Below are 14947 nucleotides of genomic sequence, written 5' to 3' on the forward strand. Positions count from 1 at the left end.
CTATTTCCGAATGCCTTACTATCCGGTCAAAAAGAAGATCATCCCCCGCGCCTCGGATCGGCTCGCCGCGCCTGAGCTTTCCCATCTCCCGCCACTGCTGCAACGCATTTACACTGCGCGTCGTTTAACCGCCATCGACGAGCTCGACCGCTCGCTAGCAAGACTCCCTTCCCCTTGGCTCTTGAGCGGCATGGAAGCTATGGCCGATCAGCTCGCGGAGGCGATCCGGAAGAATCAACGCATTCTCGTCATCGCCGATTACGACACCGACGGCGCAACCGCCTGCGCCGTGGCCGTCCGGGGACTCAAGCTGCTCGGCGCGGAGCGGGTTTCCTATCTGGTACCCAACCGTTTCGAGTACGGGTACGGCCTGACGCCCGAGATTGTCGTCCTGGCAGCCCAAAGCAATCCGGATATCCTGCTTACCGTCGACAATGGCATTTCCAGCCTGGAGGGCACACTGGCGGCCAAAGCACGCGGCATACGGGTCCTGATTACCGATCATCACCTACCGGGCTCGCAGCTTCCTGAGGCGGACGGCATCGTCAACCCTAATCTGGCAGGCGATCCTTTTCCGAGCAAATGCCTAGCAGGCGTCGGCGTGATGTTTTATGTTCTTTCGGCGGTGCGAAACCGGTTGAGGACGGCCGGCCATTTCGCGCGAGCCGGCGCGAAAGAACCCAATCTCGCGCAGCTTCTGGACTTGGTAGCCTTGGGCACGGTCGCTGACGTGGTTTGTCTGGATCACGTCAACCGCATCTTGGTTCACCAGGGACTGCAGCGCATCCGCTCCGGACAAGCCCAGGCGGGACTGCTGGCCTTGCTGGAGGTCGCCGGGCGCGATGCGCGACTCATCACGGCGGCGGACCTCGGTTTCGCCGTGGCGCCGCGGCTCAACGCCGCCGGACGGCTAGAAGACATGACCCTCGGCATCGAATGCCTCCTGACCGACGACGCGGACGCCGCCAGCGCCATGGCCGTGCGGCTCGACCAGCTGAATCGGGATCGGCGCGAAATCGAGGAACAGATGAAACTCGACGCCCTCGCCTATCTCGAAGACCTCGATGCTTCCCTGACGACCAAGGCGGCACTCTGTTTGTTCGATGACGCCTGGCATCAGGGCGTGGTCGGCATACTCGCCTCCCGGATCAAAGATCGTCTGAATCGGCCGGTGATCGCGTTCGCCCGTACGGACGGCGACGAAATCAAAGGCTCCGCCCGCTCCATTCCCGGCGTGCACATCCGGGATGTGCTCAGCGATATCGCCACACGCAATCCGAACCTGCTGCGCAAATTCGGCGGACACGCCATCGCCGCAGGGCTGAGCCTGCACCGGAACGACCTGGCACGCTTCGCCGAACTGTTCGAGGAAGAGGTTGCCCGCCACTCCGCCGATCTGGATCTCGACCATGTCGTGCACAGCGACGGACCGCTCGAGGTCCACGAGATGGAACTGGAAACGGCCGAGCTGCTGCGCCAGGCGGGACCGTGGGGCCAGGGTTTTCCCGAGCCTCTGTTCGACGGCGAATTCGACGTGGCGCAAAGCCGTATCGTCGGCGACCGTCATCTCAAATTGCTCCTCAGAATTCCAAACTCCGAGAAACTCGTGGACGGCATCGCGTTTTTCGTCGATGAACCGGCCGAGTGGCTCGCCTGCCGCCGGCTTCGCGCCGTCTATCGGCTCGAGATCAATGAATTTCGCGACGTCAGGAACGTCCAATTACGTATGGAGTACATGGAAAGTCGCGACTGAAGCGACGTTTGCGGCAGTAGCCCCCGGAACCAAGCGTAAAAGAGCGTAACCTAGATTCCTTTTCCCGAAGGAGCGTGTTGCAAAAGCCGAAATGTGGGCGGCGTTCAAAACGAAACCCGGCATCTTCAGCAGGTTGCTTTCGCAACCCCCTTCAGAGAGTGATTCAGGACGAGGACATATAGCTTAAAGATTAGGCTTGGTTGTACCGGACCGGGCCTCCCGGCGGTTCACCGAAACCTGAGTCTCTTAGGGGGAGTTCATCGTTCGGATACGGATATCCCGACTGGATGCTTGACACGGCATTGGCTTTCGGTATCTAAGGTCTTGTGCGTTCTATAGTTTGAGATTATTGCCATGCTGCACGGTCCGACAACCTGGATGTGGGCGCAAGCCTGCGAGCTGCTGGAACAGGCGGAACGCCTTCATCGACGATTCTTTCAAGTCCATCGACTCATCGCGTCCCGACCCGCGTGGGAGCCGCCTGTCGACATCATCGAAACCAGCGATGCGATCATCATCACCGTCGTTTTGCCGGGCGTATCCCCAGATGCGATCACGGTCGCCGTGGCCGAGGATTCGCTCGTCGTGTCCGGCGAACGAACTTTGAATATCACCCCGGATACCGCTGTTATCCATCGCCTCGAAATTCCATACGGCCGCTTCGAACGACGCATCCAATTGCCACCCTGGCGCCTGAATCCAGGCGAACCGAATTACGCAAACGGCTGTCTGACCATTCCTCTTTTCAAGACGGACTGATTGCCGCCATGAAAACCGAACAACGATCAGATCAAAACGCCACCTCCGCCCCGAGCTTGCCTCCGGATGCCATCGCGATCATCCCCGTGCGGAATATCGTGCTATTCCCTGGCGTCATTATTCCGATCAGCGTCGGGCGGGAACCATCCATCGCCGCAGCCCAATACGCGCTGCGCCGGGACACCTCGATCGGAATCCTGCTGCAGCGGGATGCGAAGGTGGAAGCACCCGGGCCGGACGAGCTCTACGCGGTCGGTACTCGTGCTTCCATCCTGCGCTATGTAACGGGTCCCGAAGGCTCGCACAACATCGTCTGCCAGGGCGAACAGCGGTTCCGCATCATCGAATTCCTGGAAGGCTATCCGTTCGTGGCCGCACGTATCGAACCGATCAAGGAAGAAGAGGCTCAGACGCCAGAGATTGAAGCCCGCGTCTTACAGCTAAGAGACCAAGTGTCAGAAATTCTGACCTTACTGCCTCAAGCTCCGCCTGAATTGATAAACGCCCTTCAACAGGTGTCCTCGGCTCCGATGCTCGCCGACCTGGTGACATCTTTCATGGACCTGGCGATCGCTGAGAAACAGGAGATCCTCGAGACATTCGATGTCCAGACACGGCTCGACAAAATCTCGAACCTCCTTCGTCATCGCATCCAGGTACTCCGCATCTCCAAGGAGATCAGCGAGCAGACTAAGCAAACCATGGACGAGCGCCAGCGCGAGTTCCTGCTTCGCGAACAGCTCAAGACGATTCAAAAGCAGCTAGGCGAAACCGATGAGCGCACCGAGGAAATCGCCGAACTCTACGAAGCCATCGCCAAGGCGAAAATGCCCGAGGAAGCCGAAAATCAAGCGATGAAGGAACTGAAGCGGCTAGAACGGATGCCCGAAGCGAGCGCCGAGCATTCCATGGTGCGCAGCTATCTCGAATGGCTGGTTGAACTGCCTTGGTCGGTTGAGACCGAGGATCGCCTGGATGTCGCCGAGGCGCGGCGGGTCCTGGATGAAGATCACTATGGCCTCGAAAAAATCAAGAAGCGGATTCTCGAATATCTCGCAGTCCGCAAGCTGAATCCGGCAGGAAAAAGCCCGATCCTTTGCTTCGTGGGTCCGCCCGGCGTCGGCAAAACCTCCCTGGGACAAAGCATCGCCCGCGCCACCGGCCGAAAATTCGTGCGAGTCAGCCTGGGGGGCGTTCACGACGAGGCCGAAATCCGGGGCCACCGGCGCACCTACATCGGCGCCCTGCCGGGCAACATCATCCAAGCCATCCGCAAGGCCGGCGCGCGCAACTGCGTCATGATGCTGGATGAAATCGACAAACTCGGTACTAGCTTCCACGGCGATCCGTCCGCGGCTCTGTTGGAAGTGCTCGATCCAGAGCAGAACAGCACCTTCCGCGACAACTATCTCGCGGTTCCGTTCGATCTCAGCCACGTCATGTTCATCGGCACGGCGAACATGCTCGATACCATTCCGGGCCCCTTGCGCGACCGCATGGAAGTGATCCACCTGCCCGGCTACACGACCGAAGAAAAGCTTCAGATCGCCCGGCGCTATCTCGTCTCCAAGCAGGCCGAAGCCTGTGGCTTGGATCCCGACCAATGCGAGATCACCGATGAGGCGCTCAGGACTATCATCCGCGACTATACCCGGGAAGCCGGCGTAAGGAACCTGGAACGTGAAATCGGCGCGGTGTTCCGCCATGCCGCTGTCCGCATCGCCGAAGGTGAAATCGAGCGGCTGACGGTAACGCCCGAGCTCCTGCCCAGCATCCTCGGCCCGCGACGCTTCGAAAGCGAAGTCGCGATGCGCACCAGCGTACCCGGCGTTGCTACCGGTCTCGCCTGGACCCCGGTGGGCGGCGATATTCTCTTCATCGAAGCCAGCCGTGCGCCCGGCACCGGCAAACTGACGCTGACCGGGCAATTGGGTGAGGTCATGAAGGAAAGCGCCCAAGCCGCCCTCAGTCTCGCCAAGGCCCGCTGCACCGATCTCGGCATTCAGCCCGAGATATTCGAAAAAAGCGACATCCATATCCACGTGCCCGCCGGGGCCACGCCCAAGGACGGCCCCAGCGCCGGTGTCGCCATCTTCGTCGCCCTGGTCTCCCTGCTTACCCAGAAAGCGGTTCGGAACGATACCGCCATGACCGGCGAAATCAGCCTGCGAGGGCTCGTGCTGCCGGTAGGCGGCATCAAGGAAAAAGTGCTCGCCGCCCTCGCCGCCGGCATCACCCGCGTACTGCTGCCAGCCCGCAACCAAAAGGAGTTCGACGAAATCCCCGCCGAAGCCAAGGAAAAACTCCAATTCGTCTGGGTAGAAACGGTGGACGATGCGCTGAGGGAAGCGCTGGGCGGGGCGAATGGTTGAACAAGAGCGCTCGCTGCGATCTCGCTGAGCCAAGGAAGCTCTGAATATGAGCCTATCCCGATAGGCCGTTCGTCCTACCCTTGTCGAAGGGCTACTTGAGTCTATCGGGATAGGCTCTGAATCTTTCCGCAAGGCATAAGGACGAGCGTTCGTGCGCTCGACTCTACCCACCGAGTTCCCGTGAAGCTCACCGAGTCCAAGACCAGCACTCCGATCACCAAATTTCACTGTGCTACATCCAGGCGGCTCGTTAGAGCGTTTTCATCCTTATTGAAAGGAAATCGAAGGAAAGGAAAGTGAGCGAGGGCAGGTTAGCCCTTCGACCGGGCTCAGGACAGGCCCGCTAGGCCGTAATCCGCCCTACCTCGCCCATGTCAACCCCCAAAGCCGTCATTCCGGCAGGGATCGCCGGAATCCAGAAACCAAGGACGGTAAAGCGCCTCCTCCAGGTTGCGTAGGTTCCGGTTATCTCTCCAGGCGAGACGGATTTTGACGGAATGGAAGTCAGGCAGGACTAACTGGGCTCGATACTGGAATCCCTCCTCGAACGGTGCGGTGCGGTTCGCTTCGCTCACCACACCCTAGTTCCACTACGGCTAAATGATTTCCGCAACGTAGATCTACCGTATAAACAAAATGAAGCCGCTCTAAGCATAGGTGGAATGAAACGCTAACCCGGCACTCTTGAACGACCTCAGAAAATTCCTCGTCATCCTGACGGATCATCGGTATTTCAAACGCTTACCCGCTAATTTCCACCTCGACATCTCGCTCTGATACATCGTGTAAGCACCGGCTTACAAAAATTTCAGCTTTTTCTGACACATAAACCTCCTTACAGGCGCATCTGGTGATGCCACTACCCATGCTATAACGCTCGCGTTACACACAGGAGATGAGCGATGACGACCGATCGTGCCTATTGGAAATATTGGGGGAAAGCGCGCAAGGAAGGTGAAGCCGGAACACCCTATCATTTGTTGCCCTATCACTGTTTGGACGTTTCAGCAGTTGCCTGCGCTTGGTGGGATGCGAGCACGGCTATACGACGCTGCTTCACCGCATCCTTCAGCTACCCAGGATTAAATCAAAGTCAACTTCGTGCGTGGGTAATGTTTTTCGTTGCCCTGCATGACCTCGGTAAGTTCGACCTGCGATTTCAACTAAAAGCGCCTGAAGCACTTGCCGCCGCTTGGCAGCCACTCGGTCCAGAAGACCATGGATTGGCAACAAGAGATATTATCGGGTTCGATCATGGATGGGCCGGGTTGGCATGGGCGAATCGGGAATATCGAGGCTGGCTTAACTGCCGGGATACCGACCGGGAAACTTGGAGTCAGTGGCAACCTTGGCTCGCTGCTGTAACGGGGCATCACGGTGACTTCTTTGTACCCGAAATGCCCGGTTTGGTGCCCGATACGGACGAAACGCTCGCCGAACATGACCGGAACGCACGCATTACCTTTGTTTGCGAATTAGCCCGCCTGTTCTTGGAGCCGGCAGGATTGAGTCTGCAACAGCTTCCTCCAAGTTGTTCTCCCGCTGCTCAAGCATGGCTGGCCGGTTTTTGCTCGGTATGCGACTGGATCGGTTCCAATGAGGTTTTCGACTACCGATGCGATCCTCAGGTGGATTTAGCCGAATACCTGACAGAACGTATCCGCAAAATTCAGGATGAAAGCCTCTTATATCGCTTTGGCTTACTGGGAAAAAGCTCTGATTACCGTGGGCTAGGCGCCTTGCTCCAGACGGGTGAATCCCCGCGCGGGGTCCAGGTTGAGGTGGACAATCTACCGACCACTCCCGGGCTGACATTGATCGAAGCACCTACAGGCAGCGGCAAGACCGAAGCCGCGCTCGCTTACGCTTGGCGATTGTTGGATCAAGGCGTGGCTGACTCCATCGTCTTCGCACTTCCAACCCAAGCCACTGCCAATGCTATGCTGGCAAGGGCCGTAGCCTTCGCGGAACGGATATTCGGCACGGCAAACCTAGTGTTGGCCCACGGTAATCGTGAATTTAATGAAACCTTCCACCGACTTGTGGAGAGCGGCCGGAATACGTCGGCACAAGGTAAGACCGAGGCCGCCACGCAATGCGCCTTGTGGCTTGCCAGCAGCCGCAAGCGCGTTTTTCTTGGTCAGTTTGGCGTTTGTACAGTGGATCAGGTGCTGCTGTCCGTTCTTCCGGTACGGCACAAGTTCGTGCGCGGCTTCGGGTTGAACAAATCGGTGCTTATCGTGGACGAAGTTCACGCCTACGACGCCTACATGCATGGACTGCTCGGGGAGGCGCTGCGCCGCCAGAAAGCCACCGGCGGCAGTGCAATCCTGCTCTCCGCCACCTTACCTGCCAGTGTTCGCGCCAAGTTGTTTGAAGCTTGGAAGTGCGATTGTACAGAAGCCGCGCCATATCCTGCCCTGTGGCATGCCGGCGAAGGTTCACCCGTTTGCCTAACCCTACCCGATGATCAACGCCCTCCCGAACGCGAAGTCTCTATTGAATACCTGAAGTTGCCAGGTGCCTTCCCGAACGCTGATCTGCTAGACCGTATCGTGGCAGCCGCCAAAGCAGGGGCACGGGTGGCGGTCATCATGAATCTGGTGGATGACGCTCAGCGGCTCGCCCGCGAGCTGCGCCGCGAGACAGAGCTGGAAGTAGACATCTTCCATGCCCGCTACCGTTTTATAGACCGGCAACAAAAGGAGCAAATCGTACTCGAGCGTTATGGTCGCATCGCGGTACGAGGGAAAGGACGCATTCTCGTCGCCACACAAGTGGTTGAACAAAGCCTCGATCTGGATTTCGACTGGATGCTAACCCAAATTTGTCCGGTGGATCTGCTGTTCCAGCGTTTGGGCCGTCTCCATCGCCATCAACGTAATGATCGCCCTGCGGGATTCGAATTGCCACTTTGTACGGTGATCTCGGTTGAAACCGAGGACTATGGATTGCACAAGCTGATTTACGGCAATACGAGAGTTCTGTGGCGAACCGAACAATTATTGGCGGGAACTGACCGAATTGTATTCCCGGAAGCTTATCGAGATTGGATAAAAGAAGTCTATTCCGAGAATGTTTGGGACGACGAGCCCGATCTTGTCTATGCTGATTATTTAGGCTGGAAAGACGATCAATCCAGGCGCGAAGCAGAGGCGAAGCGGCTAACTACTATGACCGTCAGCGCCTTCCGAGATGAAGATCACACCGTCACCGGGCTTACCCGCGACAGCGAAATGAGCCTAACCGTACTACCTCTCCTCTCAAATGGCCGCCTATTAGACGGGCGACCACTAAACACTTTGAACGAATGGGAACTCGCTGAAACCCTCAATCTCAATGCGGTTCCCGTGCCCGCTAGTTGGGAGAAACAGCTAAAGGAATGCCGTGTGGAACAAGAAGGAGACCTCGCGGGCTACCTGCAATTGGAAATGACCAACGACGAACAAGACGGGTGGACGTCGATAGACGGGAAATTCCGTTACACAAAGGATTTTGGATTAGAACGGAGATGTCACCGCCGATGTAAAAATGACCCCTGACACCGAAGTAAATTTGACCCCTTGGGGGAAAATGGCGGCTTTTTTGAGCCGCGGAAATGTTGACTCAGGAGCAGTCAGTGGAGATCAAAGTATTGGCCCGACAGGGCCATGGCATCAAAGCCATCGCGCGGGAGCTGGGCGTCTCGCGCAACACGGTACGCAAGTACCTGCGCAGCGAAAGCGCGTTGCCCCGGTACCGGCTGCGGGCGCCCCGCCCCTGCAAGTTGGATCCCTTCAAAGCCTATCTGCAGCAACGCATCGAGGCGGCACGTCCGCATTGGATTCCGGCCACGGTGCTGCTGCGAGAGCTTCGTGAACGGGGCTATGCAGGCGGCATCAGCCAGCTCAAGGCGTATCTCGCCCCCTTCAAACGGCGACCGGAAGAACCGGTGGTCCGCTTTGAAACCCCACCGGGCCGCCAGATGCAGGCCGATTTCACGACGATCCGGCGGGGGCGCGATCCGCTCAAAGCCTTCGTGGCCACGCTGGGGTTCAGTCGCGCCACGTTCGTGCGCTTTTCCGACCGCGAGGACAGCGCGGCCTGGTTGACGGGGCTGCGCGAGGCCCTCCACTACTTCGGCGGGGTGCCCGAAGAGGTGCTGTTCGACAATGCCGGCGCCATCATCACCGAACGGGACGCCTACGGTGAAGGCCGGCACCGCTGGCACCCGGCCCTGTACGCGCTGGCCGGGGCGTATGGCTTCCGGCCCAAGGTCTGCCGGCCGTACCGGGCCCAAACCAAGGGCAAGGTGGAGCGCTTCAACGGATACCTGAAAGCCAGCTTCATCACGCCACTGGCGGCCACGCTCAAGAGCGCCGGCTTGACACTCGATGTCGAGACCGCCAATGCCCAGATCGGCCCCTGGCTCGATCAGGTGGCGCATCAACGGGTGCACGGCACCACCGGCGTACAGCCCGCGGTGCGATTGGCCGAAGAGCGCCTCGCCCTGCGGCCGTTGCCGGTTCAGGCACCCCAAGGCTTGCCGGCACCCCAGCGGCACGTTGGCCGCGTCTTGCCCCATGACAGCCTGCAACATCCCCTGTCGGTGTACGACCAGTTGCTGGAGGTGACGGCATGAATCTGCAGCACGCCCGGATTACCGAACTCAGCCAAAGCCTGAAGCTCGAGCGGATCGGGTCGGACTGGCCCCACCTGGCCCAGCAGGCCGCCGATCGCGAGGAGAGCTTTGCCGACTTCCTCGAGAAACTGCTCATCGCCGAGGCCAAGGCCCGCGCCGAACGCACCCGGCAGACCTTGCTCAAGATGGCCACCTTGCCGGTCGTGAAGACTTTGGAGCAGTACGACTTTGCTTTCTCCTTGGGAGCGCCCCGGGCCCAGCTCCAGGAACTGGCGGGTTTGAGCTTTATCGAGCGCACCGAGAACATCGTCCTGCTCGGCCCCAGCGGGGTTGGTAAAACCCATCTGGCGATCGCCTTGGCCTACCGCGCGGTGATGGCCGGCCTCAAGACACGCTTCGTCACCGCCGCCGATCTGATGTTGCAACTCACCGCCGCACACCGCCAGGAGCGTCTCAAGGAGTACTTCAACCGGGTCGTGATGGCGCCCAGGCTGTTGGTCATCGATGAGATCGGCTATCTGCCGCTCGGACGTGACGAAGCGAATCTCTTCTTCAACGTCGTCGCCAAGCGCTACGAGCGCGGCAGCCTGATTCTCACCAGCAACCTGCCGTTCACCCAGTGGGCGGGCACCTTTGCCGATGATCAGACCCTGACGGCCGCGATGCTGGATCGGCTCCTGCATCACGCCCACATCGTGCAAATCACCGGCGACAGTTACCGATTGAAGGACAAGCGCAAGGCAGGAACAACCCCGCCGCAGACAGCGGCCGTCGAATAACTTTTGGGCCTCAAGGGGTCAATTTTACTTCGGCGATAAACCCTCAAAAGGGGTCACTTTTCAGTCGGCGTTGACACGGAGAAACGATGAATCTACTTGAAGATCCTTGGATTCCAGTGCGCGCCGACGGCGGCACGGGAACTTTCGAACTGCTGACGTTCCGGCAACTCCTCTGCGAAACTGGCAACTGGCAGGTTAGCTTGCCGCGTGACGATCTGGAACTGGCCTGCGTGCAATTACTGGTGTGCATGACTCAGGTGATGTTTTTACCGGAGAACGATGCTATCTGGCGGAAGCGGTTGACTGACCCTTTGTCACCTGAAGAGTTCGCTGCCGGTATAGAACCATGCCTCGATTGGTTCGATCTCGATCATCCAACTCAGCCTTTCATGCAATCGCGCGGAGTGAAGGCCACGGAGGAGACTCCCATTCAGAAACTGCTGATCGGACTGCCGGAAGGAAACAACCACGCTTTCTTCAATGAGGCGGGCGAAGTACGCCATCTATCGGGAACAGTGGCAGCAATTGCCCTATTCAATCAGGCCAGTAATTGCCCCAGTTTCGGCGGTGGCTTTAAGGGCAGCCTACGTGGAGGCGCGCCGATCACCACACTGGTGTACGGAGAGAATTTGCGCGAGACCGTCTGGCGTAATGTACTCACGCGCCCTTGCTTGGCCGAGCGCCAAATCCCAATGCCGGGTTTGAAGCAGGATCGCCCGACCTGGATCGTGCCCATCCAGGAAAAAGCCACTATTCCTTGGAATACCATCAGTTTGGCGCGAGGGCTATTTTGGCAGCCGGCACGGGTAGAGTTGGTAAAGTCGCAAACTGCCATGCCCTGCGATGTGCTGGGCGGAGCGCCGTTGTTCGGATACGTAGGATTTCGCAAGGAAAAATTCAACTTTACCGCGGAGGGAGTGTGGCCACACCCTCATGGCGCAATGACCATGGCCTTGAAAAAAGGCCAGCTTGAACAAAAGTTCGCGAGCTTTACGACTACTGCGCCGGCTTGGACCCAACTCTCGGAATTCGTCGTCGCCAGAAGCATCAATGATCCCGGAGCCAAAGAGGGTTCCATTCCCGCTGGACCGGTTACACAGGCTAGCAAGCTAGGCGAAAGCGGTTTACACCTGCTCGTTGGAGGCTATCGCACCAATAAAGCTTCCGTATTGGAGCGGCGCCACGAAATGATCAGCCTTGCCCAAGGCTGGCGGGACGACAAAAGCCGCCTACCCAAGTTGGTCGAAATGGGCAAAGAGGCAAAAAAAGCCTTACGCGGCAAACTTTATTTCGCCGTGCAGGGCAACACAGACAAAGGCCTTAAAGGTATCGGTGCCGCCATACATGAAACCGCCGAGAAACTTTTTTTCGCCCGAACCGAAAGTCTGATCCACAAGACCTTTTCCAATGAACTCACATTCCGGCAGTGGGCCACCGCTCGCAAGGCTTTTGCCCTGGAATTGGCTGCCCATTGCCGGGCAATCTTCGAGGAGTTAACCGCCCCTTACGCGACAAAACCCGAATTGATCCCGGTTATCGCCTTGGCGCGGCGTGGACTGAATAACGATCTCAAAAAGCTAATAGAGGAAGCATGACAGCCGAATTGCCAGATTTTGTCAAACTTAGAGAAATTTACGATGACGAAAGTTTTCCGAGCGGTGCACGCGCCGAATTACGCCGAGTTGCCGAACCGGACGACTTGGCGTTTACCCCAGCTCTTTATCGGCTATTCCCCGGCGAACGTCCGAACGACCGCCACTTACGTGTCGCCTATCTCCTACCCTATGCCAAGCATGCGCCGAATGCGAAATCACTCGGTGCACAGCTGGCGGAAGCCAAAGTTGCAGAAGCACGGGTTATACAAGTAGCCCGTGCCCACGAACCGCTCGATATCGTCCAATTGCGCCGCCTCTTGACCCAGATTGAAGCCGCAGTGGACTGGTCTGACTTCGGTCGCATGGTCTGGTGCTGGAAAGAAAAGGACAAGCGAAAGCTCGTCGAGGATTTCTATATCGCCCGCTTTTCCCCCGCCAAAGGAGATAAAGAATGACTAAGAAAAACTTCATCAACTTCCATGTACTCATTTCCCATAGCCCTTCGTGTCTCAACCGTGACGACATGAACATGCAGAAAACCGCTGTATTCGGCGGCGTCAACCGGGTGCGGATTTCCAGCCAATCTATTAAGCGGGCGATGCGGAAAAGCCAATATTACGAAAACCACTTCGGGGCGCCTTCTATCCGCACTCGTGAACTCGAAAAACTTATCCCACAATTTATCGAGAAGTTGCGCGGTGAATTCGCTCCGGAATTGGTGACCAAAACAATGGAGTTATTCGTAAAAGCCAAGGTCACTGACAATGAAACCGATGAGTCAGATGGTCAAGAAGAAGCCGTCAGTGATCAAGGCGAAGAAAACAAGAAACTTGCGGTCGCTCCCTGGGCGTTAGAGGAAATTAAGACTCTCTGTCGCATCGTTAGCTCAGTATCTCTGAACGATGAAGAATTAAGCAAAGCTAGGGAAAAAGCAGCGAAACAAAAAGAATCGAAAGGTAAAGGCAAAAGAAAGAAAACGGAGCAAGACTTTATCGACGAAGCATTGACAAAAAAACGCATCAAAGCTGTCCAGGAGAACATTGTTATGGTTCGCAAGGCTATGACTTCCGCGTTGGACATCGCCTTGTCGGGCCGCATGGCTACGTCGGGATTGATGACCTCGGTGGATGGCGCACTCGCCGTCGCTCACGCCATCACCACCCATGCCGTCGAACCGCAGGACGTGGACTGGTTCACCGCTGTCGACGATTTGACCCAAGACGCGGGCGATACGGGAGCAGGACATCTGAATACTCAGCAGTTTTCCGCCGGCGTGTTCTACCGTTACGCGAGTCTCAACCTGAGACAACTGCAAGTGAACCTGGGATTGATCGACCACATCAAGGCCGAGGAGACCGCCGAGTCCCGCCAACGCGCGCTGGATATTGCCCGCCATGTCTTCCATTTACTAGCGACGGTGGTGCCTTCGGCGAAGCAACAGTCTTTCGCTGCTCATAACCTGGCGGACTTCGCCATCGTCAGCTTTGCCGACCAACCGATCTCGCTAGCCAATGCGTTTGAAACGCCGATCAAGCGCGATTACAAACTGGGGGGATTTCTCAAGCCATCGATCCACGCCTTGGCTGATTATTGGGCATGTATCAATCGTGCCTACGGGTTAGAAGAAAAGGGGCGCGCATTCGCGGTCGATGCAAGCCTTGAGGTAGGCGGTAAACCCGCTCTAAACAACCTCAAAGCGATGGAAGAGTGGATCGCTGCGGATGGTCAGGAATAAAGGAGGGCTCCGTGCCGCGTTATCTGATTCTTCGCTTGGATGGTCCCATGCAGGCGTGGGGCACTCACACATTTGAAGATTTTCGACCGTGCAATGCGTTTCCTACACGCAGCGGTTTGCTAGGGTTGTTGGGCGCCTGCCTCGGGCTAGATCGACGTGATACCGAAGCATTGGAGCAATTGGCAGTGAGCGTCGAGTTTACCGTACGCTCCGATCGAACGGTATTACGACCGGGAGCTAGTTCACCTAAAGATAAAACCGCTCTTAAGCTTCCCGACTTCCACACGGTAGAGAGTGCACGCAAGGTAGACGGTTCCGCAAACAAGAACCCGGTGGTTTCCCGACGCGAATATCTATTCGACGCTGCATTCACCGTAGCAATCGGCGAAAAACCTGATGCGCCGATTCCACTGGATAAGATCGCTGAAGCTCTACGGCGGCCGTATTTTACGCCTGTGCTCGGTAGGCGTTCCTGCCCCATCGCTCGACCTTTACTCGATGGTGATGTAGAGGCAAGCAACGGAAAAGCGGCGCTGATGACCGCTGAGCCTTCTGGCGGCCTAATTTACGCCGAAGGCGAGTTAACCTCCGAACAGCCGTTGCGTATTCGCGACGTCCCAATATCGGGCCGGCATCGGCAATTCGGCACTCGGCAGGTATATCTCCATAAGGAGGAAACATGTTCCTGAGCCGTGTGGAAATTCCGTGGGACGTAGTTCGCAATCCCTACGAGATCCATCGTCAACTTTGGCGCCTGTTCCCTGGTGAGGAAAAAGAAACGCGAAAAAATGCAGAGGAAGCACGCCAAGGATTCCTATTCAGGTTGGAAAGCTATCAGCCCGGCCGCCCGCTGCGTTTGCTGATTCAGTCTCGGCGAGCGCCGGTGCCTGCAGATGGGTTGAGAATTGTTGGTACGCGGGAATTCCATCCCCAACCGAGCCACGGACAGCGCTTAGCATTTCTACTAACCGCCAATCCGATCAAGACCATCATCGATGCGCAGCGAGAGGCCAAGAAGGTTAAAAAATCAGAAAAATGCCGTGTTCCACTCATCCACGAAACTGAACAACGCAATTGGCTGAAACGCAAACTCATGGGCGCGGGAGAAATCGAAACCGTTGATGTTTTACCCCATGCTCCGATGTTTTTCCGCAAAGGCAATCGAGCCGGCAAGCTCGCTACGGTCACTTTTGAAGGCGTGTTACGTGTCATCGACCCGGAATCGTTGGTCAGGCACCTGGAGAACGGAATCGGCCCCGCCAAAGCCTTTGGCTGCGGCCTACTGCTGGTAAGACGACCTTAATATGTACACTTGGTGTGTAAAAACCTCCTC

General features: G+C 57.3%; 12 protein-coding genes. 11 read left to right on the plus strand and 1 reads right to left on the minus strand.

What is annotated here, in order from left to right:
- The first annotated feature begins 10 nt into the window (after window positions 1–10).
- The 3 genes from recJ (at window position 11) to lon (ending at window position 4884) form a co-directional block, all read left to right on the plus strand.
- A complete protein-coding gene (recJ, locus tag QEN43_RS09120; protein WP_026611760.1) occupies window positions 11–1753 on the plus strand; it encodes a single-stranded-DNA-specific exonuclease RecJ in 1743 nt (580 codons plus the stop codon).
- Between the two features lie 354 nt (window positions 1754–2107).
- Window positions 2108–2512, plus strand: a complete 405-nt coding sequence (locus QEN43_RS09125; RefSeq protein WP_036269245.1) for an Hsp20/alpha crystallin family protein — start codon at window positions 2108–2110, stop codon at window positions 2510–2512.
- An 8-nt stretch (window positions 2513–2520) separates the two neighbouring features.
- Entirely contained in the window at window positions 2521–4884 is a 2364-nt protein-coding gene (gene lon / locus QEN43_RS09130; RefSeq protein ID WP_026611758.1) for an endopeptidase La, read from the plus strand.
- Window positions 4885–5258: 374 nt separating this feature from the next.
- Here lon and QEN43_RS09135 read toward each other — a convergent pair whose 3' ends face one another.
- Entirely contained in the window at window positions 5259–5459 is a 201-nt protein-coding gene (locus tag QEN43_RS09135; protein WP_317963988.1) for a hypothetical protein, read from the minus strand.
- Between the two features lie 327 nt (window positions 5460–5786).
- Between QEN43_RS09135 and cas3 the strand changes: the two genes are divergently transcribed.
- From cas3 to cas6e, 8 genes are all read left to right on the plus strand, one after another.
- Window positions 5787–8426 (plus strand): CRISPR-associated helicase/endonuclease Cas3, encoded by a 2640-nt coding sequence (gene cas3 / locus QEN43_RS09140; RefSeq protein ID WP_317963989.1) that lies wholly within the window; start codon window positions 5787–5789, stop codon window positions 8424–8426.
- Between the two features lie 56 nt (window positions 8427–8482).
- Complete coding sequence (gene istA / locus QEN43_RS09145) at window positions 8483–9505, plus strand: IS21 family transposase (RefSeq protein ID WP_026609734.1); 1023 nt, start codon at window positions 8483–8485, stop codon at window positions 9503–9505.
- The gene (gene istB, locus QEN43_RS09150) at window positions 9502–10284 is read left to right on the plus strand and encodes an IS21-like element helper ATPase IstB (protein WP_026609733.1); all 783 of its coding nucleotides are present in this window, start codon (window positions 9502–9504) and stop codon (window positions 10282–10284) included. Before istA ends, istB begins: the two co-directional genes overlap by 4 nt.
- A gap of 86 nt (window positions 10285–10370) precedes the next feature.
- Window positions 10371–11879, plus strand: coding sequence for a type I-E CRISPR-associated protein Cse1/CasA (gene casA, locus QEN43_RS09155; protein WP_317963990.1), 1509 nt, complete (start codon window positions 10371–10373; stop codon window positions 11877–11879).
- On the plus strand, window positions 11876–12334 hold the full coding sequence (casB, locus tag QEN43_RS09160; protein WP_317963991.1) for a type I-E CRISPR-associated protein Cse2/CasB: 459 nt from the start codon (window positions 11876–11878) through the stop codon (window positions 12332–12334). The genes casA and casB overlap by 4 nt, the downstream gene beginning before the upstream one ends.
- A complete protein-coding gene (gene cas7e / locus QEN43_RS09165) occupies window positions 12331–13614 on the plus strand; it encodes a type I-E CRISPR-associated protein Cas7/Cse4/CasC (protein WP_317963992.1) in 1284 nt (427 codons plus the stop codon). The genes casB and cas7e overlap by 4 nt, the downstream gene beginning before the upstream one ends.
- A gap of 11 nt (window positions 13615–13625) precedes the next feature.
- A complete protein-coding gene (gene cas5e / locus QEN43_RS09170) occupies window positions 13626–14303 on the plus strand; it encodes a type I-E CRISPR-associated protein Cas5/CasD (RefSeq protein ID WP_317963993.1) in 678 nt (225 codons plus the stop codon).
- The gene (gene cas6e, locus QEN43_RS09175; protein WP_317963994.1) at window positions 14294–14917 is read left to right on the plus strand and encodes a type I-E CRISPR-associated protein Cas6/Cse3/CasE; all 624 of its coding nucleotides are present in this window, start codon (window positions 14294–14296) and stop codon (window positions 14915–14917) included. The genes cas5e and cas6e overlap by 10 nt, the downstream gene beginning before the upstream one ends.
- Window positions 14918–14947: the final 30 nt, after the last annotated feature.

The organism is Methylocaldum szegediense (assembly GCF_949769195.1).
Taxonomy (GTDB): domain Bacteria; phylum Pseudomonadota; class Gammaproteobacteria; order Methylococcales; family Methylococcaceae; genus Methylocaldum; species Methylocaldum szegediense.

What these genes read in the sequence shown, in the direction of transcription:
- recJ (WP_026611760.1), top strand. Translation starts at nt 11, where the DNA reads ATGCCTTACTATCCGGTCAAAAAGAAGATCATCCCCCGCGCCTCGGAT.
- QEN43_RS09125 (WP_036269245.1), top strand. Translation starts at nt 2,108, where the DNA reads ATGCTGCACGGTCCGACAACCTGGATGTGGGCGCAAGCCTGCGAGCTG.
- lon (WP_026611758.1), top strand. Translation starts at nt 2,521, where the DNA reads ATGAAAACCGAACAACGATCAGATCAAAACGCCACCTCCGCCCCGAGC.
- cas3 (WP_317963989.1), top strand. Translation starts at nt 5,787, where the DNA reads ATGACGACCGATCGTGCCTATTGGAAATATTGGGGGAAAGCGCGCAAG.
- istA (WP_026609734.1), top strand. Translation starts at nt 8,483, where the DNA reads ATGTTGACTCAGGAGCAGTCAGTGGAGATCAAAGTATTGGCCCGACAG.
- istB (WP_026609733.1), top strand. Translation starts at nt 9,502, where the DNA reads ATGAATCTGCAGCACGCCCGGATTACCGAACTCAGCCAAAGCCTGAAG.
- casA (WP_317963990.1), top strand. Translation starts at nt 10,371, where the DNA reads ATGAATCTACTTGAAGATCCTTGGATTCCAGTGCGCGCCGACGGCGGC.
- casB (WP_317963991.1), top strand. Translation starts at nt 11,876, where the DNA reads ATGACAGCCGAATTGCCAGATTTTGTCAAACTTAGAGAAATTTACGAT.
- cas7e (WP_317963992.1), top strand. Translation starts at nt 12,331, where the DNA reads ATGACTAAGAAAAACTTCATCAACTTCCATGTACTCATTTCCCATAGC.
- cas6e (WP_317963994.1), top strand. Translation starts at nt 14,294, where the DNA reads ATGTTCCTGAGCCGTGTGGAAATTCCGTGGGACGTAGTTCGCAATCCC.